We start from the raw sequence: 26,015 nt of genomic DNA on the forward strand, positions 1-26,015 counted from the left end.
AATGGATTTAAAAGATCAATTAAAAAATTTATTTCCCGATCACGTTGAAGTTCCTGATGAAAACCTGAAGGAAAAAGAAAGTGATGTTTGGATGCAAGATGATCCGATAATTTGCAAATACGAAAAAAGAAAAGGTAAACCAGTAACAATTCTTGAAGGTTATACTGGTGCAACTAATGATTTTAAGAAACTAGCAAAAGAGCTTAAATCTAAATTAAGTGTTGGTGGTAGTTTTAAGGATGACAAAATCATTATTCAAGGTGATTACAGAGATAAAATTATGTCCATGTTAAAAGATAAAGGATTTAACGTTAAACGAGTTGGAGGTTAATTATTATGGGTAAAACTTGTTTACATATTACTAATGGTAATGTTCTAACTGATTATTTGAGAGAACTAGGCTATAAAGATGATATATTAACTTGGCAAGAAATACTTTGCGAAGGGCCAACTATACCAAAAATTGACTCAGAAGAGTTTTTCGAAATTAGAGCTGATTTTTTAAAATCTTACTATGATATTGAAGTTGACACAAATGAACTTAAGGAAGAGTTATCAAAACTAGATGATGTTGAAAAGTACGATGAGATAAATCTCTGGTTTGAATATGATTTGTTTTGTCACATTAATTTAATTGGTGTCATTAATCTTTTGCATCAAAAAGAAATAGAAAAACCATTGTATTTAATTTGTAGCGGACGAGTCGAAGGAGAAAAAAGCCTAAAAGGATTAGGAGAACTTAGTCCTGATCAAATAGAACAACACTATAATGACAAGGTATTGTTAACTCAAGATGACAAAGATTTGGCAGTTGCCTTATGGCGAACATACTGTGGTAAAGATCACAATATTTTAAAACCGTATATAGTAACAAATTCTAACTTCAAATATATGAGTAATTGCCTAAAAGCTCATTTGAAACGATTTCCTCACCAAAAGAGTGGTTTAAGTGTTTTAGAAGATAATATCCTTAGATTAATTAGAGACAACCAGATTAACTCAGAACATCATTTAATGGGTTACTGTTTAAATTATCAAGGTTTTTATGGATATGGTGATTTACAGATGAAGAGATTAATCGATAAACTGTCCATATTTTTTGAGGTTTCTGAGGAAGGTATAAATCTAAACAGAAAAGGACACGAGGCATTATTGAGAAGGTATAATTATGCCACGGAAGTCAATAATGATATGAGCTATGGAGGTGTTAAAAGGTTAGAATACCAATTTAGTGTAGATCAAAATAAACTTGTAAAAACGGTATTGCATGTCAATTAAAAATTCCGAATTAATATTAAACCCAGATGGCAGTGTTTATCATCTAAACTTGAAACCAGATGATATTTCTGATACTATCATTTTTGTTGGTGATCAAGATAGAGTTGAGAAAATCACAAAACATTTTGACAGCATTGAGTTTAGTACTCAAAAACGTGAATTTAAAACACAGACTGGGTATTATAAAGACAGAAGGATTTCTGTAATTTCTACAGGTATTGGTCCTGATAATATTGATATCGTACTTAATGAGCTTGATGCATTAGTTAATATAGATTTAAAAACACGTAAACCAAAAACAGAATTAACCAGTCTAAATATTATAAGAATAGGCACCTCAGGGTCTTTACAGGCAGATATTCCTGTTGATTCCTTTGTAATGAGCACACATGGTTTAGATATAAACGGCATGCTTCATTTTTACCAAATTAATGGTATTAGCAATCCAGAAATTGAAGATGCATTTATTAAACATACCAATTGGGATAAGAATAAAGCAAGACCAATTATTATTAATAATAGCAAGTATTTAGAAAAATACTTCAAAAGTGAAAAAGTTTTTATGGGTATGACCGGAACTGCTGGCGGTTTTTATGGCCCACAAGGAAGAGTGCTAAGACTACCCTTGCATGACGACCAACTGAATTCAAAACTAGATAACTTCAGTTATAAGGAATTTAGAATCACCAATTTTGAGATGGAAACCTCAGTTATTTATGGACTTTCCAAACTTTTAGGACATGAAGCCTTATCGCTTAATGCTATTATAGCAAATAGAGCCAATGGTGATTTTAGTAAAAATCCTAAAAAAACAGTTGAGAAATTAATCTTATATGCCTTAGAACGCATCGTTAATATCTGATATGAAAAAAGTGAATATAGGAGGTGTTCCTGAACATTTCAATCTTGCATGGTATTTAACTCTAAAGAATGGTGAATACAAGGATGCCGGAATTAATTTAAGATGGCATGATTATTATGGTGGTACTGGCGCAATGTGCAAAGCTTTACGTTCTGGAGAAATTGACATAGCTGTTATTCTTACTGAGGGTATCATAAAAGATATTATTGCGGGCAACCCTTCTAAAATTATTCAGACTTTCGTGAAAACTCCATTAATTTGGGGAATTCATGTAGCGACTAATTCAAAATTTGAATCTTTGGAAGATATAAGAGGTACTCGCGCTGCAATAAGTAGATATGGTTCAGGCTCCCATCTTATGGCCTATATAAATGCCAAAAATAATAACTGGGATTTAAATAAGGATTTAAAGTTTGAAGTCATTAAAAATCTTGATGGTGCGGTGAAGGGCTTGAATGATGGAGTAGCAGATTATTTTATGTGGGAAAAATTCACCACAAAACCCTTAGTTGATAATGGAACATTTAGACGCATAGGCAATTGCCCTTCCCCTTGGCCATGTTTTGTTATTGCAGTACGTAACGAATTCATCGAAAATCAAAAAGAAGACCTTAAAACAATTTTAGATATCATTAATATTACAACTACTGATTTTAAATCTATACCAAGTATCGATAAAACCATTGCAAATAGGTACGATCAAAAACTGGAAGATGTACAAGAATGGTTATCACTTACAGAATGGTCTCAAGAGGTAATTGATGAAAAAACCATCGAAAATGTTCAAGATGAACTCTTGAAATTGGACATAATTCCAAAAAAAATGGAATACTCAGAATTAATTACAATTATTTAGTAATTTTTTATTAAAACGACGTTAATTTTAAGATATTCTTAATTTTTATCGATTAAACGACTGTTTTATTCGACTAAATACGTATAATTTTGCCCATATTGACCCACTTTTCTTACAAAAAATGCCCGTAAACACCAGATTTTCAATTTTTTAATTATATTTGACGAGCCCTCTAAGTGCTATTAACAACAAAAAACAGATTAATATGCTATTAACAATTACTCTGATTTTAAGTTTTTTAGTGGCGGTAAATTTTTTACTTTTATTATTTAGTTGTAATAAATCAACTAAAAAGGTAAATAACAAAAAGCCACAAATAATAAGAAACGAGAAACCTACTTTAGTGACCACTCAATTGCAGACAGCCCAGCTTGCAGCAACAGGGAGTTAGTTTCACTAAATTGCTTATTTCCAAACCAGTACCCTCTATTTGCACTCAATGGAGATGGATGACCAGCCTCCAATACGAAGTGTTTATTGGTATTGATTAATTTCTTTTTCTTTCTCGCATATCCACCCCAAAGCATAAAGACGATATTTTCTTTTTGTTCACTGAGGATTTGAATAACTTTATCCGTAAAAGTTTCCCAACCTTTATTTTGATGGCTTCCAGCTTGGTTTGCTCTAACGGTTAATGTTGCATTTAATAAAAGAATACCTTGATCTGCCCATTTTTCCAGATTTCCGCTAATAGGATAATCAATATTTAAATCATCTTCTAATTCTTTAAAAATATTTTTTAATGAAGGTGGATGTTGTATACCTTCATTTACTGAAAAGCATAGGCCATTTGCCTGCCCTATTCCATGATATGGGTCTTGCCCAATAATTACAACTTTTACAGCCTCGAAAGAACAATGATTAAAAGCATTAAATATTTGGGGCCCTTTTGGGAAGCAAGTATAATTTTTATACTCCGATTTAATAAATTCTACTAAACTCTTAAAATAAGGTTTATCAAACTCTGCTTGCAAATATTGTTTCCAACTAGGATCTATTGAAACATTCATTTAAGTAGTTTTTTCAAAAATAAGCATATCATGCCAACCTTGCATATTATTCTTATTAGAGTAATTACCGTAAATTTGCGTTTTTAATTCTGAAACAGACATGATAAAAATTCATGAAAAAACCTTAAAAGACCTTGAGTTTTTTGCGGTTTTAGAACAAATCAGTGAATACGCTATCACCTCTTTAGGAAAAGAGGCTGTTTCATCTATTATTCCCTTTGAAGCTGAAACTAAACTTAAGCGTGAGTTAGACTATGTCAATGAGTATTTATCTTCGTTTGATAATGACAATAGAATACCTAACCATGGTTTTGAGCCCATAACAAAGGAGATTCAGTTATTAAAAATTGAAAACACATATTTAGAAGTTCCTAGTTTACAAAAATTGGTAAGTATTTCATTAACAGTAAACAGTATTGTAAAATTCCTAGATAAATTCAAAGAATACTATTCAGAATTATATCAATATAGCCAACATATTGAAGTAATTACAAGCATTATTGAACAGGTTGATGCAGTTGTGGATCGATTTGGTGATATTAAAGACGATGCATCTCCTCAATTATTAGAATTAAGAAAAGAAATAAATAAGTTAAAGGGTAAAATAAATAGTAGTTTTTCATCTGCACTTAACAGATATCATGGCCTAGATTATTTAGATGACATAAGAGAATCTGTAGTTGATAATAGACGGGTTCTCGCAGTTAAGGCCATGTATAGAAGGAAAGTTAAGGGTGCAATAATGGGTGGCAGTAAAACTGGTAGCATTGTTTATATAGAGCCAGAAACTACACTACAACATACAAGAGAACTAAATAATTTAGAATACGAGGAAAAGGAAGAGGTCATTAAAATATTGAAAGAATTGACAAATTATATTCGTTTGTTTCTTCCACTATTGAATGATTACCAATCTTTTTTAACTAAAATAGATGTTATTTCTGCAAAGGCTAAATATGCAAAATCAATTAATGCCATTTTACCAGAAATTACGGATGCTCGAGAATTGAATCTTATCAATGCCTATCACCCTCTCCTCTTTCTTACAAATAAAGAAAAGGGTGAAAAAACATTCCCTCAATCTATAAGTTTAAGGAATGAAAAGAGAATTATAGTTATTTCAGGACCTAATGCTGGTGGTAAAAGTATAACTCTAAAAACTGTTGGACTCTTACAGGCCATGCTTCAAAGCGGTATTTTAATTCCTGTTCATGAGCGTAGTAAGGCTTGTTTATTTGATAGGATTATAAGTGATATTGGAGATAATCAATCCATTGAAAACCATTTAAGCACTTATAGTTATCGCTTAAAACAAATGAATTACTTTTTAAAGAAGTGCAATTCTAAAACACTATTCTTAATTGACGAATTTGGTACTGGTAGTGATCCAGAACTAGGTGGTGCACTCGCTGAAACTTTTTTAGAGGTATTCTATGAACGAAAAGCCTTTGGTATAATCACTACTCACTACTCCAACTTAAAATTATTGGCAAACGAATTACCTCATATGCAAAATGCCAACATGCTTTTTAATGAAAAGAGTTTAGAACCCATGTACAAATTGGTAACAGGTCAAGCAGGTAGTTCATTTACATTTGAGGTTGCTCAAAAGAATGGTATTCCATATAGCCTTATAAATAAATCTAAAAAGAAGATTGAGCGTGGTAAGGTAAGATTTGACGCAACAATTGCGAAACTACAAAAACAAAGAAGCCGATTAGAAAAGACAGAACAGTCTTTAAAGGCAAATGAAAAGAAGAAACTTTCTGAGGCCGAAAAATTAGAACTTACAAATGCCAAAATTCAAAAGAAATTAGAAAGTTTTCAAGAGCTTTACGATAGTAATCAACGCTTAATTTACTTGGGACAAAAAGTGAATGACCTTGCGGAAAAGTTTCAGAACAATAAAAAGAAGCGCGAGTTAATGGCAGAATTATTCCGATTAGTACAGATTGAAAATTCTAAGCGTAAAAAAATGTCGGCTAAACAAAAACGTTCTGAAAAAGCTAAGGAAAATCAGATAAAACAAGAAGCTGAGAAAAAGGTTGAAATAATCCGTAGAAAGAAAAAAGCAGCAAAAAAGAAAGAAGTTGTGATTGATAAACCTAAACCAATATTAAAAGTTGGAGATCGTGTACGTATGCATGATGGTAGAGCCGTCGGGTCAATCGATACAATAGAAAAAAATAAGGCCACAGTAAACTATGGCTTATTTACAACTAATGTAAGTTTAGATTTACTAGAACTGGTTGAGGCTAAGAAGAAATAACTACTAAGTTAGTGTTAACCCATATTGGCATTGCTTATTAATGAATTACCTTTGCATTATGATTAAGGAAGTTCCAAAATCTAAGCAACTTATTCTTTTTGATGGCGTTTGCAATCTTTGCAATAACAGTGTTTTGTATATTATAAAACGTGATGAAAAGGAAAGATTTTTATTCGCTCCATTACAGAGCGAAATTGGTAACAAAATCATAAACTATTTTAAAATAAATACTAAGAAAATAGATTCAATATTATTATATGATCCTATAAAGGATAAAATATATTACAAATCTAGTGCAGCACTTCGCATAGCAAATCAGTTAGACTACCCAACTAAATTATTATCTGTATTCCTTATTATTCCGACTGTTGTTAGAAATTGGGTATACAATTTTATTGCAAAAAACAGATATAAATGGTTTGGAAAAAAAGGTGCTTGCATGATACCCACTCCAGAATTGCAGGCCAAGTTTATAAAATAAAAAAGCCTCTTAGCATCCATTCTAAAAGGCTTTTCTAAATTAACAATTTACTTAAAACTATCGTGTCTAAACAAATTTTAAATTTTTGCTGAATGAGGGAAACAACAAATAATTAATAGCACATTTGTTTTGTTAAATCAAAAATAGAGCATCTAGTTAATCTGATTAAATAAATTCGATGTATCGTCAAATCTTTTGATTAAAAAATAGAAAAGGTTAAAATCTTCTATGAGATGCACTTTGTTATTTCCATTTCACTCATTCCATCATACATTTTACTAAATCTAATTCAATACAAACTCATTTATGGTTTTTATCGTGACTAATCAATAATAGTTTTGACTAAATCAAAACATTAACCATTATGAAAACTATTATTCATTTAATCTTTTTAATACTCCTAACTATTCCAGTTCAAAGTCAAGAACAAAGTAAGATAGCCAAGGTTACTGTGTATCTAGATGGAGCAGAAATAAACAGAACAGCCAAGGTCAATATAGAATCTGGCACAACAGAATTGACTTTTAATAAATTATCGCCTCATATTGATGAAAGTAGTATTCAGATATCAGGTCTTAATGGTGCTTCGATATTATCTATAAACTATGGTATTAACTACCTTTCTAAGCAAAAACAGACGGATTCAATTGTAAAATTAAAAGAAGAGCTTAAAATCATTAATGCCAAAATACAAGAGCAATATGATTTAATTTCTGGTTTCAACGAAGAGATGAGTTTAATACAGAACAATAAGCGCTTAGGCAATGAAACAGAAGTAGTAAATCTAGATCAGCTTAAGGCTTTTGCCAATTACTTTAGAAAAAGAATAACTGAACTAAAGAAAGACATCAATAGTTCTAATTCTAAAATTAGAGACTATGAATTAGAAAAATCTGATGTTGTTAATCAATTGAATGAATTTACTGTAGATGAAAAGATACAAACCGGAGAAATAAAGCTTAAGCTTAATACAAACAAAGCAAAATCACTAAACCTAAAGATTTCATATAATATTAAAGAAGCCGGCTGGTTTCCTATTTATGATCTAAAAGCAAATGAAATCAATAAACCAATAAGATTAGAATATAAAGCCCATGTATACCAAAATACAGGTTGTGAATGGTCTAATGTAAAACTGATTTTGTCCACAGGTGATCCTAATACAAACAATGAGAAACCGATCCTTAATCCAAAATTCCTCAATTTTATTAGTCCATATAGTAATTACAATTCTAAACGATCAACCCGTAGTTACAATTACAAGTATAATCCTTTAGTGAAAACAGTAACTGGTGTTGTAACCTCTTCTTCAGATGGATTACCATTACCAGGTGTGACAGTCATTGAAAAAGGAACTACCAACGGTACACAAACAGATTTTGATGGCAGGTACACATTAAAAACAAGTGGCAACGAGGAGTTGATCTATTCATATGTCGGAATGGATAATGAGGTTTTACCTATTCATTCTAGCATAATGAATGTAAGCTTAAATGAGGGCGACCAATTAGAAGAAGTTGTGGTGACTGGTTATGCTACCTCAACAAACGATTCTTTTAAATACTCACCAACCGTCTATTCTGAAGATATAGTTAATAGTTTGTATGGTAAAGCAGCGGGAATTACACTTAGAGGGTCAAATACGGTTAACGGCAAAAGCAACCTATTGTATATCGTTGATGGAGTGGCAGTAAAAGCTAGTGCTGCAAAAAATATAAATCCTGACACCATTGAATCAATAGAAGTATTAAAAGACTCAAGGGCAACGGCTATATATGGCAATAGAGCATCAAACGGTGTTTTTATTATCAAAACATTAAATAGTTCTAAAAGAAAAATAAATGATTTAGGTGTTGTAGTTGAGACTGGTATAACAAATACTAGGTTTGAAATTGAAGAGAAATATACAATACCATCTGATGGTGATATAACTGTTATTGAAATAAACAATTTTGATGTGCCAACTAAATACGATTATTTTGCTGCTCCTGTTTTAAATGAAAATGTATTTCTTACAGCGAAAATTGGTAATTGGGAAAAGTATAACCTCTTACCAGCTGAAGCTAACATCTATTTTGAAGGTAGCTATTCTGGCAAAACAAATATCAATCCTGGCGCAACTACGGATAGCCTAACAATATCATTGGGAGTTGATCCAAATATTATCGTAAAACGCACTCAAAACAAAGACTTCAAAAAATCAACCTTTATAGGTAATAACAAAGTAGTTTATAAAGCTTTTGATATTGAAGTAAGAAATAACAAGACAACAGATATACAATTGACATTGTTAGATAGGATTCCGTTAACTCAAGACAGATCTATAAAACTAGATGATATTAACACAGGCAATTCGCAATACGATAAAGAGAAAGGACTTTTACAATGGATAATTGATTTAAAATCTGGTGAAAGCCAAAAAGTAAAACATTCGTATTCGGTAAAATACCCCAATGGAAAACGAATAAATTTATAACTCAGTAAAATGCACATTTCACTTACTAAAGAAACCAATACACTCAGTATTGGTTTTTTAAAATAGATAACTCAATTAATTTAGACTTAAGCTTTTTAAGTAAATGGTTTTAAGCTTAGTAATGTAGCGAACCTCAAAGCAAGAAAATGTTGATTCAACCCTAGCTTCAGTTAGTTAGGAATGAGTTGAATTCTAATTGGAGACATGTCTAACCTGCAATTAGTATCATTGATGATGATAGACTGAAAACCTCTAGCTTTGGGGTTTTACATTTTGCTAAATTTCTAGAAGTTACTTTAAACTTTTGAGAATGAAATCTAAATTAGGATCCATATTATCATTATTCACATAGGCATCCGTAAAGTATTTAGGTGGAACAGCCAATCCTAATTCTTGTAGTTTTTCAATTGTTGGTATATACTCTTGACTTACTTTACCAGTTAAAAGTATCCCTAAGTCTTCCCCATTTTTAGCATACTTATATACATTTCTAATACCACGTAAATAAAGGTGGTCCTTTGTAAAACCTCCTCCTCTATGAACCCTTAATGTTATAACAAAAGCTTTATCTCTATTGAGCTTATGTTGGCTGTGTAATAAATGGAATGTGTCTGCAAAACTGTAACCTTTATGTAGGCTATCTACAGCTATAACTCTAAATGCAAGTTCCTTTAATCTTTCAATAGTTAGGCAGCCACTCATGAATTCTGAATATACAGCAAGCCCTTCTTGAGTCTCTACATTATTTGGGAATCCATTTGAGAATACTTTTAAAGGCTGTATTAAACCATTAAATGTAGTAACCATATGCACACCAATCTCATGATTTGTAAGTACCTTTAGTTGATTTAGACTAAACTTGTGGCTCTTTCTTAATACTAGTGTTTGTGTATTATTAAGTACCATTGCGGCCGCAGAGAGATTATTGGATATTTTAATATTGTAATTAAAATCATAACGCTTAGAAAACTCATCGAAATATTCTCTTGCCTCGGCAGAATTGTACATTGGAAGCATTTCTTCATTAAAATTAGAATCATCAAAACGAAGAATGAATTTTGCATTGTCTAAATCTTTCTCAGTTGGCGTACCGAAGCTTTTAAGACTATTAAAATAAAATTTCCTACCATGACCAATGGTCTCTATACATTCTATTAACCCAGAATACTCATAAATAATATCTTCATATAATTGTCTAATATCATTATCTGTAATACGCTCCAAACGTTGAGAAAAGAACAGACGATGTAACTTATATCCATTAAACCTAATCTTAGGATATTTAAACTCTGGTTCATAGTTATACTTAGCAGAAAAAAACTTCTTCTTCTCAGAGGCAATATTTAGTGGGTTGATATAATTTAGGAGTTCAATATTCCTAACCAATCGATTAAGATTTCCATCTATATCAAATAAATCTTGGTATTCGTCTGTAGTCCTTATTTTAGACATTTAGTTTAAATGTGTTGTAGAATGCTTCAGCATGTTTAGGCAAAAGTGTTCTCAATTGTTCTTCAACTGCAACTACTACTTCGGGATAAATTATCCTATCTAATTCATCACAGTAGACTTTTGCAATTTCAGTCGCCAAAACTAATGTATTCTGAAAGTTTTTGGTAATGAATTTTAAAAAATATCCATTACCATAAAATGTATTGTTTTCAGAAGCTGTTTGCTTAATGCCATGTGGCAATTTAATACCAGCCAACATTTGTCTCCATGATTCAACTTGGTCTCCAAACCTTTCATTATCAATATTCGAGGTTCCTAGATTCCATGTAGGCACTTCCCTATCCCAACGTTTCCAGTTGTAGCTATGCATGTCGTAAACTATACATACGCCAAATTTAGATTCAATCTTGGAAATTAAAGCTTCTACCACCTTATAGAAATTGTTGTGTTTTTGAAGACTCTGAGCTTTTTCTTTATCCGATAATGGTTCTTTCCAAAGTTCTTTACCCCAAGCCGTTTCAAAAACTGCTTCCTCTGGTGGACGGTTTAGGTCGTATTCAAATCTAGAATCACAACCTGCTATTAATATAGGATGTGATATTACCATATTTTTAGTCTCTGGATCCTCCTCATACCATCTCTCATATTCAGTATGCAAACATTTGTCCCAAAGTGCTCTTCTAAATTGGTGTCCGTCATGAACAGCACCACAGACATATGGTACATAGTTATCAATCTTTAATGTGAAAGAATAATCATCAGAAACAGCATGGAATATTTCCTCTGCTTCTATTTTACTAATTATAGAATTTATGGAGAGTCGTTGCATTATAAAGTTTTAAAAAGGCGTTCTAGTGATTTTAATAGGTTGCGCTCATTAATATTAAATTCTCCGTCTGCGAAGAATAAAGTTCTAATATCTGCGAGAAGTACCTCAATATCTTCACTTTCATAATTGTGCTGACGCAAGCTTGTCATAATTTTTTGAATCCCTTGATAGTCATTGTCATTATTAAATTCGTCATGTATTTCCTGAAATGTGTACATGTCTACTTTGGAAATAATAATATTGCGTTCTTTATTATCTTCTTTAAAGTCTGAATTGGCCGCAAAAAGTAAAATGTAAGCAACAAGCTCATCACGTGTCCAGTCGAGTGTTTTCATTATTTAATTGTTAGAGTTCCATATTCTGTCCACGAACCATCATAGACAACAAGGTTATTATAATCACAAAGTTTTGCACCTAAAGCTAGTATACAAGCAGTAATACCAGAACCACAACTAAAAACTAACTTAGATTCTTTCTTTACTAATTTATTAAAGATTGTTGAAAGTTCTTCAATGGGCTTTAATTTATTCTTGTTCAATAATTCTGTGTAAGGAATATTGATTGAATTGGGTATGGTCCCTCGTCTTAAGCCCTTCCTGGGTTCATCAACTAAACAACTAAATCGGTCACTAGACCTAGCATCTATAATTACAGCGTAAGGATCATTGATATAAGACTGAAGCCCATTAAAGTCAGTCATGAGACTTGGTTGTAATTTAACTAAGAAATTACCTGTTTCAATATTAGATAGATTAAAATTACTAAGTCGATAATTGTTATACTTCCATTCAGGTAATCCACCATCTAAAACGGCGATATTGTTAAATCCAAAGGTTTTGAATAGCCACCAAGCTCTTGCAGAAGAATAAATACCTCTATCGTCATATACAACAATTACTGAATCATTATTAATCCCTAGGGCCTGAGCTTCACTTTCAAATTGACTTTCATTTGGTAACGTACTTGGAAATTGGGCATTGAGATCACTAAATTTTCCTTTTATATCAAAAAATCTTGCATTTCGTATACATAGTGAGTCGTCATCTATTTTTTTATTGATTGTAGCATCTAGAATAACCAGGTTTTCCAGTTGTAAATTAGAATGTAGCCAACCAACTGAGACTAAATCAGAAGCAAGTTTAAGAGACTTGTTCATCAATTTAAATATTATGCCTCATCAACTGCTTTACGCAATCTAGTTCGTCTATCAAAGGCTTGTAATTTATCAATCACCTTGCTTTCAAGAAAATCAATAACCTTCTCCTCTACTTTGCGCTTGTTTTTATAGACCTTGTTGATATAGGTAATTCCACCTGGTGACATTACATTCACTTCAACTAGTTTACCACCAATTACATCAATACCTACAAAATAAAGACCGTCCTTCACCAATTTTGGTCCTATTTGCTTACAGAGCGCTTTTTCAGCTTTTGTTAATGTGTGTTTTTGTACAGATCCACCTGCAGAGACATTAGAACGGTGATCATCCTTACCTGGAACGCGCTTCATTGCACCTACTGGTTCACCATTTAAAAGCAGAATTCTAACATCACCTTGATCTGCACCTTCTATATAATCTTGAAGAATTACGTAGTTAGACTCACCATCACCAGTTGTTATATAAAAATCCAATAACGAATTAATATTACTCATTGCAGATTTTTCTATCAGAATTACTCCAGAACCACCAAAACCATTTAATGGCTTAAGAATCATCTTATCTGCTTTGGAATCTTTTATTTGTTTGATTAAATAATTCTTATTCTTTGATACATGTGTATTAGGGATAATATTACTATGTGCATCACCAAAAGCAGCAGTATACAGTTTATTATTAGCTTCTCGCATGCCTTGAAGAGAATTTATAATAAACACATCATCTTTTACTGAATCTAGAAAATTCAACATTATTGGGTCCAAAGGAGGGTTGGCTCTAAAGAAAATAGCATCAAATCCTGCAAGTGGCAGCATCTCTTCTCGCAATTCAGCTTTTCTATAAAACGCTTTTAATGTTGAAGGTACCTTATCCATTCGACCAATAACATTACAAAATGCATTGGTAACACTATCTCTAATGGTTAAGTTGGCAGGCGTACACATTGCTACACCATGCTTACGCTTTACACATTCCCTAATAAGTGCTAAACTGGTATCGTTTTCAGCATCTATATTTTCCCAAGGGTACATTATAAAACAGATGTTCATATACTGTAATTTTTAGTTGGTTATGTAGATGTTTAAAGTTAGTGACTTTTAATGAGCCAATAAAATTATTTTACTTCGTCATAATGGTCATCCCACTCTTTTGGTTGCGGCTCACCTAATTTACCTACAGACTTAGCCACTAGCATTGATACTGTAGCATCACCTGTAACATTAATTACGGTTCTACACATATCTAATGGTCTGTCTACTGCAAAAATCAATGCTAAACCAATTGCGAGTTTATCCGCAGGGAATCCTACAGCTTCAAGAACAATAACAAGCATTACCATTCCCGCACCTGGCACAGCTGCACTTCCAATAGAAGCTAATAAAGCTGTGAGTACAATAGTTAATTGGTCTGCAAAGGTTAAATCAAAACCTAAGGCTTGTGCTATAAAAACAGCTGCAACTGCCTGATATAAACTAGTGCCATCCATATTAATAGTGGCTCCGACAGGAAGCACAAAACTTGATACTTCTTTATCAACTCCAATATGCTCTTCAACACGTTCCATTGTAACTGGTAATGTTGCCGCACTACTACTAGTAGAAAATGCTAGCAGCTGAGCAGGACTGATTTTTTGCAAAAACCAAAGTGGATTTTTCCGAGTAATTGTTGCTACTAAGATTAAATAGAATACGACCATTAAGAAAAGTCCAACAACTACAACCAATGAATAATACAACAAGGCATATAATAATTCAGGATCACCGGATGACACAACTACATTAGCCAATAATGCAAACACAGCTATAGGTGCAGTTAGCATTATTAAATCCACCATTTTAAGAACAACATCGTTTAGAGAATCAAATATGTCCTTCAATGGTTTGGCCTTTTCCTCACCGATTAAAAGCATAGAAATACCTAGAAATATGGCGAAAAATATAACTTGAAGCATTAATTTATTATTGCTTAACGCTGTAAAAACATTTTCAGGAACCATATCTACTAAGAACTGCATGGGTCCACTATCTTTTTGCCTTATAGCCTCTGTAATCTTACCTTGTACACTACTATCATTGGCATAAGTTTCAGTTAGTTTTGCAATAGTTTCATCCGAAACGCCATCACCAGGTTGTAAAACATTTACCAATAATAATCCTATTGTAATAGCCACAACTGTTGTACCAATATATATACCTATTGTTCTTAATCCTATATTGGCAAATTTTGAAATATCCTTAAGATCAGAAATACCCTTAATTAAAGATGCCAAGATTAATGGAATTGCGATAAGCTTTAACAGTTTAACAAAGATTGTACCTGCCCAGTTAATCCATTTATTCACAAATTCAGCTCCACCATCTACTTGAAGCATTATAAATCCAAATACTACACCAAGTAGCATTCCTATTAGTATTTTCCAATGTAGAGCAAGTTTTTTCATAAGCTATTTTGCCGCCTTTAATGCGTGTTTAATTGTATTAGTGTCGATTCTAATTATTTGTTTCTTGTCTACGTAATAGCATATAATCTGCAATAACCAATGCTGCCATTGCCTCTACTATAGGAACTGCTCTGGGTACAACGCAAGGATCATGTCTTCCTTTGCCTTGCATTTCTACGGTTTCACCAGAACTATTTATAGTTTCTTGCTTTTGCAGTGTTGTAGCAACAGGTTTAAAAGCTACATTAAAGAAAATATCCATACCATTACTAATACCACCTTGTACACCACCAGACAAGTTAGTCTGTGTACTTCCGTCTTCATTAAACTTATCGTTATGGACACTACCAAGCATTTTAGACCCTTCAAATCCACTACCATATTCAAATCCCTTAACAGCATTAATGGATAACATGGCTTTACCTAATTCAGCATGTAGCTTATCAAATACAGGTTCACCTAGCCCAGCTGGTACGTTTTGAATAACGCATGTTATTACACCACCTATAGTATCACCTTGTTTTTTAATTTCACTAATACGAGAAATCATTTTCTCTGCTATAGTTTCATCTGGGCATCTTATAACATTAGTTTCAATTTTATTAAAATCTAATTCTTGATAAGGTTTATCTAACTGAATATTACCAACTGCAGAAGTGAAAGCATTTATATTAATGGAATTTAAAAACTGCTTTGCAATTGCGCCTGCAACCACGCGACTTGCAGTTTCTCTAGCAGAACTTCTTCCGCCACCTCTATAGTCTCTTACACCATACTTTTTATCATAGGTATAATCTGCATGGCTTGGCCTGTAAACGTCTTTTATATGTGAATAATCCTTGGATTTTTGATTTGTATTTTTAATTACAAATCCAATTGGTGTACCTGTCGTAACACCTTCAAAAATTCCAGAATAGAACTCAACTGTATCAGGTTCTTTGCGTTGTGTCACAATTTTAGATTGACCTGGTCTTCGCCTATCTAATTCATTTTGAATAGCGTCTAAATCTAGTTGAATACCTGCGGGACAACCATCAATTACACCACCAATTGCTACTCCATGAGATTCACCAAACGTGGTGAGTTTAAATAATTTTCCGAAGGAATTTCCTGCCATTAAAAATATTTTTATGCTAAAGTAATTGTATTATGAGAGAAACAAAAATCAAATCAATGCTTCTTTTAGAATTGTAACAGGATGTTTTGCCACAACTCCTGTACCATCCTTAATTTGATGTCTACAACTTGTGCCATTGGCAACAATTATAGTATCTGCAGAAGCTTTTCTTACGGCAGGAAACAAGGTTTGTTCTCCAATTTGCATACTTACATTGAATTTGTCCTTTTCAAAGCCAAAACTCCCTGCCATCCCGCAACAACCACTTGGTATTATTGTAACTGAGTAATTTTCTGGAAGATTTAAAATATCAAAACTTGATTTTTGATTGGCCTGAGCTTTCTGATGGCAATGGCCGTGAAACTTCAAGTCCACTTTATTACTGGTAAATTGTTCTTTGGTTATATTACCCTGTTTAATTTCATTTTGGATAAATTCTTCAATCAAATACGTGTGATTAGCCAATTGCAGAGCATCTCGTTTATCATCTGCTAATCTTAAATATTCATCCTTAAATGTTAGTATAGCTGAAGGCTCTAAACCGATTAAAGGCGTATCTTCTGAAACTAAAGTTTTAAGATAGGAAATATTTTTATTTACTATTGATTTCGCTTCTTCTAAAAAACCTTTAGACACATAAGTTCTTCCACTTTCTATATTATTGATTATGTGTATTTTATAGTTTAATGATTCAAGTAAATATTTAGCATCAAAAGCAATCTCTGATTCTAGGTAATTTATAAACTCATCAACAAATAAATACAGAGTTTTTATGGGCCTAACATCTATTGATTTGGAGTTATTAAAATTGACCTTTATTGGTTTTGAAAAATGTGGAATTGAACGCTCTGGATGAATCCCCAAAGTCAATTTCATGATTTTAGAAACAAATTTGGTATTGATTAAAGCATTAAAAAACCAAGGTGCTTTTGCTCCTATTTTATTATATTTTGTTGCCTTAGCAAAAAATCGGTCTTTAAATTTAAAACCGTTTGCTTTTTGAAAATGGTATTGAAATTCCGCCTTTAAACTTGCTACATCAACACTACTAGGACATTCACTTGCACATGCCTTACAGCTTAAACAAAGACTAAAAACCTCTTTAAGCTCCTCGTGATTAAATCTATTGGGTTTTGTAGAATGTGTTAAGAATTCACGCAAGGCATTGGCTCTTGCTCGTGTTGTATCTTTTTCGTTACGTGTGGCTCTATAACTCGGACACATGGTACCACCAAATTCCGGAAGTTTACGGCAATCACCTGATCCATTGCATTTTTCAGCTTCACGCAATATACCCTGAGCACTTGAAAAATCTAAAACCGTATCAATTTCAGGTTCTGTTCTATCGGACTCATAGCGTAGGTTTTTATCCATAGGATAAGCATCGACTATCTTACCAGGATTAAATATATTATGAGGATCAAAGGCTGATTTAATGCTTTTCAGAATCTCATAGTTCTTTTTACCAATCATTAGCGGAATGAACTCTGCCCTAACAATCCCATCGCCATGTTCACCTGACATTGATCCGTTGTACTGCTTAACCAATTTTGCAACATCTTCAGTGATTTTTCTAAATAACACAACGTCTTCTGACTTCTTTAAATCTAAAATGGGCCTTAGATGAAGTTCACCAGCACCAGCATGGGCATAATACACAGCATTTTGATTGTATTTACTCATCAGTGCAGTAAATTCTGTGATGTAACTATCTAAATCAGGTAAAGCCACAGCAGTATCTTCTATACATGCCACAGCCTTTTTGTCTCCAATGATATTTCCCAATAGGCCTAAACCTGCTTTTCTTAACTCTAAGGCTTTATCAATTTCGTCTTCCGTCAATACAGGATTCGCATAACTAAGATTTAATTGATTTACCGTTTCCAGAAATTCGTTAACTATAGCATTTAATTCAATTTCAGAATTAGCTTTAAGTTCGCACATGAGTATGGCAACCGGATCACCTTCAATAAAACGTCTATGCTCCTGCTGGGTTTTATTGTGCTTGGTTAAATTTAGAATGGAATCGTCCATCATTTCGCAGGTATGCAAGTCGTGATGCATTAGTGACTCAACAGATTTGAGGCATTTTGCAATACTTTCAAAATGAAGTGCAACCATAGCGTTTTTAGATGGTGGTAAAACATCAAGCTGTAAGGTAATCTCAGTGGTAAATGCTAACGTGCCCTCACTACCAGCTAGAAGATGACACAAATTTAATGCTGTATCCTCAGTATTTGAGGACGCGAATACATTTGCCTTTATTAGTTCATCAATAGCATAACCCGTATTTCTTCTATGGATTTGAGGCTTTGGGAATTGTGCTTGTATTTCTTTTTGAACTTCATCTGGTTTCAGCGTATCAAAAATATTACGATAAATATCTCCTTCAAGAGTCGTTAATTCTAGCTTATTGTTGAATTCGTTCTTTGATAAGGCTTTAAATTCAACATCGCTATTATCACTTAAAATCGTTTTTAAGCTAATTACCTTATCTCTTGTAACACCATATTGTATTGAGGTTGTACCTGAGGAGTTATTACCTACCATACCTCCTATCATACATCGATTAGACGTAGACGTGTTAGGACCAAAAAAGAGTCCAAAAGGTTTTAAATAATTATTAAGCTCATCCCTAACCACTCCAGGCTGTACAGTTACTGTCTTGGCTTTTTCATTAATATCAATTATTCGGGTAAAATATTTAGACACATCTACCACAATACCATCGCCTACACATTGGCCAGCTAATGAAGTACCAGCGGTTCTCGGTATTAATGATGTATCGTTTTTTTGTGCAAAATCAATTAGAAGCTTTATATCATACTTGTCTTTTGGTAAGGCCACAGCTAGTGGTAACTTCCGGTAAACTGAAGCATCTGTTGCATAGAGTTTACGCATTAAATCATCAAAATACAATTCTCCCTTAAGGTTTGATTTTAATTGATTTAATACTGGTTTTAGCTTCATTTATATTGAATAAATATGTTTATAAATCTATAAAGAATTATAAATATAAATTTCGTTTTGGCGTTATTTTTGTAAAGATTAATGAAATCAATTAAAAACGAAATATTATGAGAAAATTATTTTTATCTACAGTTACCATCTTTACTGGTCTCTTATTTATGAATGCTCAGGACATATCAGAAAATGCAATAGGTCTAAGACTTGGTGATAGTGATGGATTTGGTGCAGAAATATCGTACCAAAGAGCTCTTGGAGAAGTCAATAGACTTGAGGTAGATTTAGGTTGGCGTAGTGCACGCGACTATGACGGTTTTAAACTTACAGGAATTTACCAATGGGTTTGGGAATTAGATGGTGATTTTAACTGGTATGCAGGTGCAGGTGGTGGACTTGGGTCATATGGATTTGACAACAGTGCTTTAGACGATGAAACCTTTGTGTTTGTTGCAGGCAATGTTGGTATTGAATATATTTTTGATATCCCTCTTTTATTATCCCTAGACTTTAGACCAGAATTGGGCTTTGGTGATTTCAATGACGACTTGGATTTTGACATCGCTCTTGGTATTCGTTATCGATTCTAACAGTGTCTATCATAAAAATATTAACCACCTTTCGAGGTGGTTTTTTTAGTCTAAATTCTAACATAATATTAAAACTTAACGCGTAAAATTGATTAATTTTGCGCATCATTTAAGATAACAACATTAAAGACTAAATAATGAAAAACACTGCATTAACAGATACTCACGTTGCACTAGGTGCTAAAATGGTTCCTTTTGCTGGTTATAATATGCCTGTACAATACGAAGGCGTCAATATTGAGCACGAAACCGTTAGAAATGCAGTGGGTGTTTTTGATGTCTCGCATATGGGAGAATTTTTAATTGAAGGCCCAAATGCGCTAGAATTAATCCAGAAAGTATCGAGTAACGATGCCTCTAAATTAGAAATAGGAAAAGCACAGTATAGCTGTTTACCAAATGACGATGGAGGTATTGTAGACGATTTAATTATCTATAAAATTAAAGACGAAACTTACTTGTTGGTAGTCAATGCCAGTAATATTGAAAAAGATTGGAATTGGATAGCATCTAAAAACGATGCTGGTGCCAATATGCGCGATTTAAGTGAAGACTATTCACTTCTAGCCATCCAAGGACCAAAAGCAGTTGAAGCTATGCAGTCCTTATCGAGTCATGATTTATCAGCTATAAAATTTTACAATTTTGTTGTTGGTGATTTTGCAGGCATTGAACATGTGATCATCTCTGCGACAGGTTATACTGGCAGTGGTGGTTTTGAAATTTATTGCAAGAATTCTGAAGTAAAACAAATTTGGGATAAAGTATTAGAAGCTGGAGAAGAATTCGGCATTAAACCAATAGGCTTAGCTGCAAGAGATACGTTACGATTAGAAATGGGCTACTGTTTATATGGTAATGATATAGATGACACTACTTCACCTATCGAGGCAGGTCTTAGTTGGATTTGCAAATTCAACAAACCATTTACCAATAGCGAAGCGCTTCAAGACGAAAAAGAACGAACTCCAGAACGTAAATTGGTAGCCTTTAAGTTAGATGACAGAGGGATTCCTCGACAGGGTTACGATATTGTAGATAGCAGTGGCAAAACCATTGGCAATGTAACCTCAGGTACTATGAGCCCGAGTTTAGGGGTTGGAATAGGCTTAGGTTATGTACCAACAGTTTTCTCTAAAGTAGATAGCAAAATTAACATTCAGGTGCGTAAAAAGGCCATACCTGCAACAGTTGTAAAACTTCCATTTTACAAAGGCTAATCAATTTTAATGTGTTGGTAGATTAATGAAGAAGGATTTAAACAAACATCGCATACTTATATTAGGTGGCAGTGGCTACATTGGCAATGCACTTTATAAAGAATTGGGTCCCTACTTTAGAACCTATGGCACATACAGAACACCTAAAAAGGAATTTGAAACCAACAAACAATTCTTTCAGTATAATGTAGAGGAAGACGATGTCTATGAAATCTTAGAAGCCTGTAGACCATCGATTATAATTTCTGCCATTCGTGGTGATTTTCATGCGCAGACTATCGCACATCAGCATGTCGCAGAGTATGCTTTAGAACATGGTAGTAAAATCATTTTCCTGTCTTCTGCCAACGCTTTTGATGCCTACAGTAAGTATCCAAGCTATGAGCTTGATAAAACACTGAGCCATAGCAAATACGGTCATTTTAAGATTAAGATTGAAAACATGCTATTACGCCTACCTAAAAAGCAAGTTGCGGTCTTGAGGTTACCAATGGTATTTGGGCCAAATTCACCAAGAATACAAGAGATAAAACAACTTGTTGGTGAAAAGGAACCTGTTGAGATTTTTCCAAATCTTATAATGAATGTTACGTTAGACAAAAAAGTAACACAACAAGTGCATTACATTATAAACCGAAACAAGTACGGTATTTTTCATTTGGGCAGTACGGACTTGGTACACCACGATGAGTTTATAAAAAACATTCTAAAGGCCATAGCTAACGGTAATGTAAAATTTAAGCATGTTTTTACAACCAATAAAGACCGTTACCTTGCTGTATTACCTAAGTTTAATAAGTTACCAAAACATCTACAGATAACAAGCGATGTTGTTTTAGAAGAACTACAGAAATAGGTTTGTTATAGAGCAAGTTATTTAGTAATTTTCAGATAAAGAAAAAGTATATGAAACTAGACGATTCTACCATAGAAAAAAAATTACTACGTTTCCCAGATTGGGAATTTCATAAAAATGCCATTCATGCCGAGTTTGAGTTCGATAATTTTAAGGATTGTTTCAGTGCCATGAGTAGAATAGCTTTTGAATGTGAGGCACAAAACCATCATCCGGATTGGAGCAATGTTTACAATGTTTTAAAAATCTCTCTTTCTACACATGATGCAGGAGGTGTTACCCAAAAAGATTTTAATCTCGCAGCTGCAATTGAAGCTATTGTTGAGGTTGAAGAATAATTCTATTTCATAGGTTTTCAGCGTTCAGAAAAAATAAGAAAACCACTATATTTGAGATTTTAAAATTCACAATTTAAATTAAACACTACCTATGGGAAGAGCTTTTGAGTTTAGAAAAGCAAGAAAAATGAAGCGTTGGGCTGCAATGAGTAAAGCCTTTACACGTATTGGCAAGGACATTGTAATGGCAGTAAAGGAAGGTGGTCCAGACCCAGATAGTAATTCGCGTCTAAGAGCTGTTATACAAAACGCCAAGTCGGTAAACATGCCAAAGGACAATATAGAACGTGCTATAAAACGTGCAAGCGATAAAAGCCAAGGTGATTATAAGGAAGTATTGTTTGAAGGCTACGCACAACACGGTATTGCTATTTTGGTAGAAACGGCAACAGATAACAATACACGTACAGTAGCCAACATTAGAAGTTATTTTAATAAGTATGATGGTAGTTTAGGTACCTCAGGTTCAGTGGTTTTTATGTTTGACCACACCTGTAATTTTAAAATAAAGAATGAAGAATTAGACCTTGAAGAATTAGAGTTAGAATTGATTGACTTTGGTGTAGAGGAAATTTTTGAAGATACTGATGAAGACGAAGACGGAAACGAAATAACAAGTGTTATGATTTATGCGCCGTTTGAAAGTTTTGGCAGTATACAGTCTTACTTAGAAGAACATAATATTGAGATTCTATCCTCTGGATTTGAGCGTATTCCTCATAATACCAAAAAGCTTACGGCAGGGCAAATGCAAGATGTTGAAAAGCTTTTAGACAAAATTGAAGAGGATGATGATGTACAAAATGTATATCATACCATGGAAGAAATTACGGAGTAAAAAATATTTATTTTTAGAATTTAAAGAGGGCTTTTGCCCTCTTTTTGTTTATCTTTTGATAATAATTGAAAATATATGTAACGTTTTACACAACGTTTCTTGCACAAACATCTTAGTGGTGAATAGTGTTTATTGCTGACTCGAATTCCCAGATTGGATAACAAGACCATAGATAAATATGAGTGAAACTCATAAATTAAGTACAATTCTTTTTGCCGACATCACTGGTTATACTTCCTTGATGCAATCCGATGAAAGAAAAGCCATGCAATTCCTTAACTCATTTAAAACGGAATTGGAGAAAACCGTGCCTGTTTTCTACGGCGAAATTGTTCAATACTTTGGCGATGCATGTTTGTTAACATTTGATAGTACAAGTAAGGGCGTTGCATGTGCTAAGACCTTGCAGGAAAATTTTCAAAAGTCTGGACTTCCTATTCGGATTGGGATGCATTTAGGAGAAGTGATATTCACTGAAGACAATGTCTTTGGTGATGGTGTAAACATTGCATCTCGGATTGAATCCATGGGTGTACCAGGTACAGTTTTGGTTTCAAGTACAGTACGAAATCAGATTAAGAACAAGTCAGAATTCCAGTTAAAGTCGTTAGGTCATTTTGAATATAAGAATCTCGAGGATCCAATTGAAGTATATGCATTGACAAATGAGGGATTAATAGTTCCTGACGTAAATGAACTGCATGGCAAATTCAAATACCCTCAAGACCTGGAAAAAATCACGTTTTTGCAAAAAATCTGGTCGAAAAAGGTACCTCAAATATTAGTAGCCTACCTTCTCCTCTCTTGGACTGGACTACAAATTCTAGATTGGGCATTAATCCGTTTTGGCATATCGCCACAATGGGCCAAGATATTTTTTATTATTGTTACAGGTATCATACCCTCTATCTTGGTATATCTAAATAATAAGAAACAAATTCTTCATTGGAATAATAAAATTCCTGAAAAGATTTTCTTCCCTCTTAATTTCGTATTAATTGGATTGGTATTAGTGCTAATGTTTAGAACTGAAGATTTAGGAGCTATCTCAAAAAATATTACCTATATCAATACTGATGGAGAAGTAAAAACACAAGGAATCATTAAATCGGAATTCAAAAAACAGTTTCCTGTTTTTGCTTTTGATCCCATTGACAAAACAGATAGCACTGATTACTGGATAGGATTACAGGCATCTATGAATATATCCTATTTATTGAACCAGGATAAGTATTTAACTGCAGCTGAATATGTGCCAGGTATTAAGAGAGCACAAGAAGGTACCTTCTTTACTACCGTTGAGAAAACAGAATTATCCAAGCCATTTAAAAGCGACTTCTACATTGATGGCCAATATCAATACAAGGATGGGCAATATATTATGATCCCTGCAGTGAAGAATAAGGTCAATGGCAATGTAATAAAAGAAAAAGAGTTTGCATCTGCTGATTTATTTACTGTGACCGATTCGATTGTTGCTTTCCTGCGAGGAGCTGTTGGTCTCACACCATCTCAAATGGACGAATCTTTAGTGCTTGATTTTGATGAGGTGGTGCAATCAAGAAATATTGATGCCATAAAGGAATTTACAATTGGTTATTACACTTATAATTTCGTCCAAATGGATAAGGCCATTCAAATGGATACCACTTGGGTTGCACCGGCTAAATTTCTTGTGGAGTTTATAAATTATTATTCATTAGGTGAAATAGAATCTAAAATTCTAATTAATCGCATTATGCGACATAGTAATAATCTTCCGTTTCAAGAACAAATTGGCATTCGAGTTCAGAAACATTTAATCTACAAAGAATGGAAGAAAGCGGAGCAATTGTTAAATCTTCAATTGGAGATAGAGCCCAATAATGAAGATTATAACTTTAGTTTGTCCAATTTATATTTAATAACTGGCCAAATAGATAAGTATATTGAACAAGCCCTAACTTACTATAATAACAATCCTGATCTAGCAACTTTAAGAAGTGCTGTAGATGCTTTTCTTTTAAAAGGGGAACCTGAATCCGTTATTACTATCGTTGAGCCATTCTTAAAAAAAGACCCAACAAATGTGGTTGCATTAGAACATTTAGCCGAGGCCTATCTTCATTTGAAAGAATATGATCTTGCAGAAGAAACCATAAATAAAATACTTATAATAAATCCTGAATTTGAACCCACCATGTCTCCATCCTTAGAAGCCATAAATTATATGAAATCTAATGGTAAACCAAAAAATGATTTGTCAAAGTTTACGGGACATTTTCGTCTTGATCATTCAGAATTGATTCTCGAGCTAAGTGTATTGGGTGATAATTTGCAAAGTAGAGGTAAATATCAGGAAGGATTATTTCTCTTTCCATCACGAACAAACACTTTTCAGAGGGGTAAGATAGGTAAAGGACATAGATTTCATTTTCTCGTAGATGAGCAAAACAATATTTATGCTCAAAAACGATCGGAATATTTTGTAAGAAATAATAATAGAAGCGGATATGATTGGAAGCAAGATTCTATTATCTGGAAAGCAGAATCACTTCTTAAAAAGGGGCAATACAACGGGGCCTATGAAGCATATAATACTGCAATAACAGCTCATCCAAAGCACTATTATTTAAAAAATCATTTGGAACATCTTCAATACTTAAAAAGGCATACTGAAGAAGCCGTGCAGAGTAAATTGCAACGCTTTGTAGGGAATTATAGAGAAGCTAGAATCTGGATAGAAGACGGGCTTTTGTATTACAAAGAAAATGGAAATGTTAGACAGATATTGAGGCCTATATCTAATAATAGATTTATAACCTTAAGTAGGTACAATTTTATATATGAATTTATTGAAGAAAACAATAAAATAGTAGCTGTGAGATCCTTACTTCATGACTTTGAAAAGGATGAGTGGCAATTAAATCGGGACTGGTATTACAAACGTACTGTGTTTAAGGATTAACACAGTAATTCTCAATTAAATATTAAAACAAAAGAG

22 protein-coding genes are annotated in these 26,015 nt (G+C 33.2%); 13 read left to right on the forward strand and 9 right to left on the reverse strand.

What is annotated here, in order from left to right:
• The first annotated feature begins 1 nt into the window (after position 1).
• Genes LBV24_RS07725 through LBV24_RS07740 form a run of 4 tightly spaced genes read left to right on the forward strand, consistent with a single transcriptional unit; the run spans position 2 to position 2,996 of the window.
• On the forward strand, positions 2–331 hold the full coding sequence (locus LBV24_RS07725) for a translation initiation factor (RefSeq protein WP_224478037.1): 330 nt from the start codon (positions 2–4) through the stop codon (positions 329–331).
• 5 nt (positions 332–336) lie between these two features.
• Entirely contained in the window at positions 337–1,278 is a 942-nt protein-coding gene (locus LBV24_RS07730) for a DUF1835 domain-containing protein (RefSeq protein WP_224478038.1), read from the forward strand.
• Positions 1,268–2,140: a nucleoside phosphorylase gene (locus LBV24_RS07735; RefSeq protein ID WP_224478039.1), complete on the forward strand. Its 873-nt coding sequence runs from the start codon at positions 1,268–1,270 to the stop codon at positions 2,138–2,140. Before LBV24_RS07730 ends, LBV24_RS07735 begins: the two co-directional genes overlap by 11 nt.
• A gap of 1 nt (position 2,141) precedes the next feature.
• Positions 2,142–2,996, forward strand: coding sequence for a substrate-binding domain-containing protein (locus LBV24_RS07740; protein WP_224478040.1), 855 nt, complete (start codon positions 2,142–2,144; stop codon positions 2,994–2,996).
• Positions 2,997–3,331: 335 nt separating this feature from the next.
• Here LBV24_RS07740 and LBV24_RS07745 read toward each other — a convergent pair whose 3' ends face one another.
• Positions 3,332–4,006, reverse strand: coding sequence for a uracil-DNA glycosylase (locus tag LBV24_RS07745; protein ID WP_224478041.1), 675 nt, complete (start codon positions 4,004–4,006; stop codon positions 3,332–3,334).
• 100 nt (positions 4,007–4,106) lie between these two features.
• Between LBV24_RS07745 and LBV24_RS07750 the strand changes: the two genes are divergently transcribed.
• The 3 genes from LBV24_RS07750 to LBV24_RS07760 all read left to right on the forward strand — a co-directional run bounded on the left by LBV24_RS07750 (position 4,107) and on the right by LBV24_RS07760 (position 9,232).
• Complete coding sequence (locus tag LBV24_RS07750; RefSeq protein ID WP_224478042.1) at positions 4,107–6,275, forward strand: endonuclease MutS2; 2,169 nt, start codon at positions 4,107–4,109, stop codon at positions 6,273–6,275.
• 58 nt (positions 6,276–6,333) lie between these two features.
• The gene (locus tag LBV24_RS07755) at positions 6,334–6,756 is read left to right on the forward strand and encodes a thiol-disulfide oxidoreductase DCC family protein (protein WP_224478043.1); all 423 of its coding nucleotides are present in this window, start codon (positions 6,334–6,336) and stop codon (positions 6,754–6,756) included.
• 364 nt (positions 6,757–7,120) lie between these two features.
• Positions 7,121–9,232: a DUF4139 domain-containing protein gene (locus tag LBV24_RS07760; protein WP_224478044.1), complete on the forward strand. Its 2,112-nt coding sequence runs from the start codon at positions 7,121–7,123 to the stop codon at positions 9,230–9,232.
• Between the two features lie 291 nt (positions 9,233–9,523).
• On the opposite strand, the gene LBV24_RS07765 is transcribed toward LBV24_RS07760, so the two are convergent.
• From LBV24_RS07765 to LBV24_RS07800, 8 genes are all read right to left on the reverse strand, one after another.
• On the reverse strand, positions 9,524–10,684 hold the full coding sequence (locus tag LBV24_RS07765; RefSeq protein ID WP_224478045.1) for a flavohemoglobin expression-modulating QEGLA motif protein: 1,161 nt from the start codon (positions 10,682–10,684) through the stop codon (positions 9,524–9,526).
• Positions 10,677–11,513 (reverse strand): N-formylglutamate amidohydrolase, encoded by an 837-nt coding sequence (locus LBV24_RS07770; protein WP_224478047.1) that lies wholly within the window; start codon positions 11,511–11,513, stop codon positions 10,677–10,679. Before LBV24_RS07770 ends, LBV24_RS07765 begins: the two co-directional genes overlap by 8 nt.
• Positions 11,513–11,848: a tellurite resistance TerB family protein gene (locus LBV24_RS07775; protein ID WP_224478048.1), complete on the reverse strand. Its 336-nt coding sequence runs from the start codon at positions 11,846–11,848 to the stop codon at positions 11,513–11,515. Before LBV24_RS07775 ends, LBV24_RS07770 begins: the two co-directional genes overlap by 1 nt.
• A complete protein-coding gene (locus LBV24_RS07780) occupies positions 11,848–12,669 on the reverse strand; it encodes a sulfurtransferase (protein WP_224478049.1) in 822 nt (273 codons plus the stop codon). The genes LBV24_RS07775 and LBV24_RS07780 overlap by 1 nt, the downstream gene beginning before the upstream one ends.
• 11 nt (positions 12,670–12,680) lie before the next feature.
• Positions 12,681–13,718 carry a glutathione synthase gene (gshB, locus tag LBV24_RS07785; protein WP_224478050.1) on the reverse strand — a complete coding sequence of 346 codons (1,038 nt, stop codon included), beginning with the start codon at positions 13,716–13,718 and terminating at the stop codon, positions 12,681–12,683.
• 65 nt (positions 13,719–13,783) lie between these two features.
• A complete protein-coding gene (locus LBV24_RS07790) occupies positions 13,784–15,109 on the reverse strand; it encodes a dicarboxylate/amino acid:cation symporter (RefSeq protein WP_224478051.1) in 1,326 nt (441 codons plus the stop codon).
• Positions 15,110–15,158: 49 nt separating this feature from the next.
• The gene (aroC, locus tag LBV24_RS07795) at positions 15,159–16,226 is read right to left on the reverse strand and encodes a chorismate synthase (RefSeq protein WP_224478053.1); all 1,068 of its coding nucleotides are present in this window, start codon (positions 16,224–16,226) and stop codon (positions 15,159–15,161) included.
• 48 nt (positions 16,227–16,274) lie between these two features.
• Positions 16,275–19,196 carry an FAD-binding and (Fe-S)-binding domain-containing protein gene (locus tag LBV24_RS07800; RefSeq protein ID WP_224478054.1) on the reverse strand — a complete coding sequence of 974 codons (2,922 nt, stop codon included), beginning with the start codon at positions 19,194–19,196 and terminating at the stop codon, positions 16,275–16,277.
• A gap of 107 nt (positions 19,197–19,303) precedes the next feature.
• On the opposite strand from LBV24_RS07800, the gene LBV24_RS07805 reads away from it, so the two are divergent.
• The 6 genes from LBV24_RS07805 to LBV24_RS07830 all read left to right on the forward strand — a co-directional run bounded on the left by LBV24_RS07805 (position 19,304) and on the right by LBV24_RS07830 (position 25,979).
• Entirely contained in the window at positions 19,304–19,780 is a 477-nt protein-coding gene (locus LBV24_RS07805) for a hypothetical protein (protein ID WP_224478055.1), read from the forward strand.
• 137 nt (positions 19,781–19,917) lie between these two features.
• Positions 19,918–21,000 carry a glycine cleavage system aminomethyltransferase GcvT gene (gene gcvT, locus LBV24_RS07810; RefSeq protein ID WP_224478056.1) on the forward strand — a complete coding sequence of 361 codons (1,083 nt, stop codon included), beginning with the start codon at positions 19,918–19,920 and terminating at the stop codon, positions 20,998–21,000.
• A gap of 25 nt (positions 21,001–21,025) precedes the next feature.
• Entirely contained in the window at positions 21,026–21,856 is an 831-nt protein-coding gene (locus LBV24_RS07815) for a sugar nucleotide-binding protein (RefSeq protein WP_224478057.1), read from the forward strand.
• A gap of 50 nt (positions 21,857–21,906) precedes the next feature.
• Positions 21,907–22,194, forward strand: a complete 288-nt coding sequence (locus LBV24_RS07820; protein WP_224478058.1) for a 4a-hydroxytetrahydrobiopterin dehydratase — start codon at positions 21,907–21,909, stop codon at positions 22,192–22,194.
• Positions 22,195–22,285: 91 nt separating this feature from the next.
• Positions 22,286–23,032, forward strand: a complete 747-nt coding sequence (locus LBV24_RS07825) for a YebC/PmpR family DNA-binding transcriptional regulator (RefSeq protein WP_224478059.1) — start codon at positions 22,286–22,288, stop codon at positions 23,030–23,032.
• A gap of 178 nt (positions 23,033–23,210) precedes the next feature.
• Positions 23,211–25,979 carry an adenylate/guanylate cyclase domain-containing protein gene (locus LBV24_RS07830; protein WP_224478060.1) on the forward strand — a complete coding sequence of 923 codons (2,769 nt, stop codon included), beginning with the start codon at positions 23,211–23,213 and terminating at the stop codon, positions 25,977–25,979.
• The last annotated feature ends 36 nt before the right edge of the window (positions 25,980–26,015 follow it).

The organism is Winogradskyella vincentii (assembly GCF_020166345.1).
Taxonomy (GTDB): Bacteria; Bacteroidota; Bacteroidia; order Flavobacteriales; family Flavobacteriaceae; genus Winogradskyella; species Winogradskyella vincentii.

What these genes read in the sequence shown, in the direction of transcription:
- LBV24_RS07750 (WP_224478042.1), top strand. Translation starts at nt 4,107, where the DNA reads ATGATAAAAATTCATGAAAAAACCTTAAAAGACCTTGAGTTTTTTGCG.
- LBV24_RS07800 (WP_224478054.1), bottom strand. Translation starts at nt 19,196, where the DNA reads ATGAAGCTAAAACCAGTATTAAATCAATTAAAATCAAACCTTAAGGGA.
- aroC (WP_224478053.1), bottom strand. Translation starts at nt 16,226, where the DNA reads ATGGCAGGAAATTCCTTCGGAAAATTATTTAAACTCACCACGTTTGGT.
- LBV24_RS07830 (WP_224478060.1), top strand. Translation starts at nt 23,211, where the DNA reads ATGAGTGAAACTCATAAATTAAGTACAATTCTTTTTGCCGACATCACT.
- LBV24_RS07735 (WP_224478039.1), top strand. Translation starts at nt 1,268, where the DNA reads ATGTCAATTAAAAATTCCGAATTAATATTAAACCCAGATGGCAGTGTT.
- LBV24_RS07730 (WP_224478038.1), top strand. Translation starts at nt 337, where the DNA reads ATGGGTAAAACTTGTTTACATATTACTAATGGTAATGTTCTAACTGAT.
- LBV24_RS07765 (WP_224478045.1), bottom strand. Translation starts at nt 10,684, where the DNA reads ATGTCTAAAATAAGGACTACAGACGAATACCAAGATTTATTTGATATA.
- gcvT (WP_224478056.1), top strand. Translation starts at nt 19,918, where the DNA reads ATGAAAAACACTGCATTAACAGATACTCACGTTGCACTAGGTGCTAAA.
- LBV24_RS07760 (WP_224478044.1), top strand. Translation starts at nt 7,121, where the DNA reads ATGAAAACTATTATTCATTTAATCTTTTTAATACTCCTAACTATTCCA.
- LBV24_RS07770 (WP_224478047.1), bottom strand. Translation starts at nt 11,513, where the DNA reads ATGCAACGACTCTCCATAAATTCTATAATTAGTAAAATAGAAGCAGAG.
- LBV24_RS07825 (WP_224478059.1), top strand. Translation starts at nt 22,286, where the DNA reads ATGGGAAGAGCTTTTGAGTTTAGAAAAGCAAGAAAAATGAAGCGTTGG.
- LBV24_RS07755 (WP_224478043.1), top strand. Translation starts at nt 6,334, where the DNA reads ATGATTAAGGAAGTTCCAAAATCTAAGCAACTTATTCTTTTTGATGGC.
- LBV24_RS07805 (WP_224478055.1), top strand. Translation starts at nt 19,304, where the DNA reads ATGAGAAAATTATTTTTATCTACAGTTACCATCTTTACTGGTCTCTTA.
- LBV24_RS07815 (WP_224478057.1), top strand. Translation starts at nt 21,026, where the DNA reads ATGAAGAAGGATTTAAACAAACATCGCATACTTATATTAGGTGGCAGT.
- LBV24_RS07745 (WP_224478041.1), bottom strand. Translation starts at nt 4,006, where the DNA reads ATGAATGTTTCAATAGATCCTAGTTGGAAACAATATTTGCAAGCAGAG.
- LBV24_RS07780 (WP_224478049.1), bottom strand. Translation starts at nt 12,669, where the DNA reads ATGAACAAGTCTCTTAAACTTGCTTCTGATTTAGTCTCAGTTGGTTGG.
- LBV24_RS07740 (WP_224478040.1), top strand. Translation starts at nt 2,142, where the DNA reads ATGAAAAAAGTGAATATAGGAGGTGTTCCTGAACATTTCAATCTTGCA.
- LBV24_RS07725 (WP_224478037.1), top strand. Translation starts at nt 2, where the DNA reads ATGGATTTAAAAGATCAATTAAAAAATTTATTTCCCGATCACGTTGAA.
- LBV24_RS07775 (WP_224478048.1), bottom strand. Translation starts at nt 11,848, where the DNA reads ATGAAAACACTCGACTGGACACGTGATGAGCTTGTTGCTTACATTTTA.
- LBV24_RS07820 (WP_224478058.1), top strand. Translation starts at nt 21,907, where the DNA reads ATGAAACTAGACGATTCTACCATAGAAAAAAAATTACTACGTTTCCCA.
- LBV24_RS07790 (WP_224478051.1), bottom strand. Translation starts at nt 15,109, where the DNA reads ATGAAAAAACTTGCTCTACATTGGAAAATACTAATAGGAATGCTACTT.
- gshB (WP_224478050.1), bottom strand. Translation starts at nt 13,718, where the DNA reads ATGAACATCTGTTTTATAATGTACCCTTGGGAAAATATAGATGCTGAA.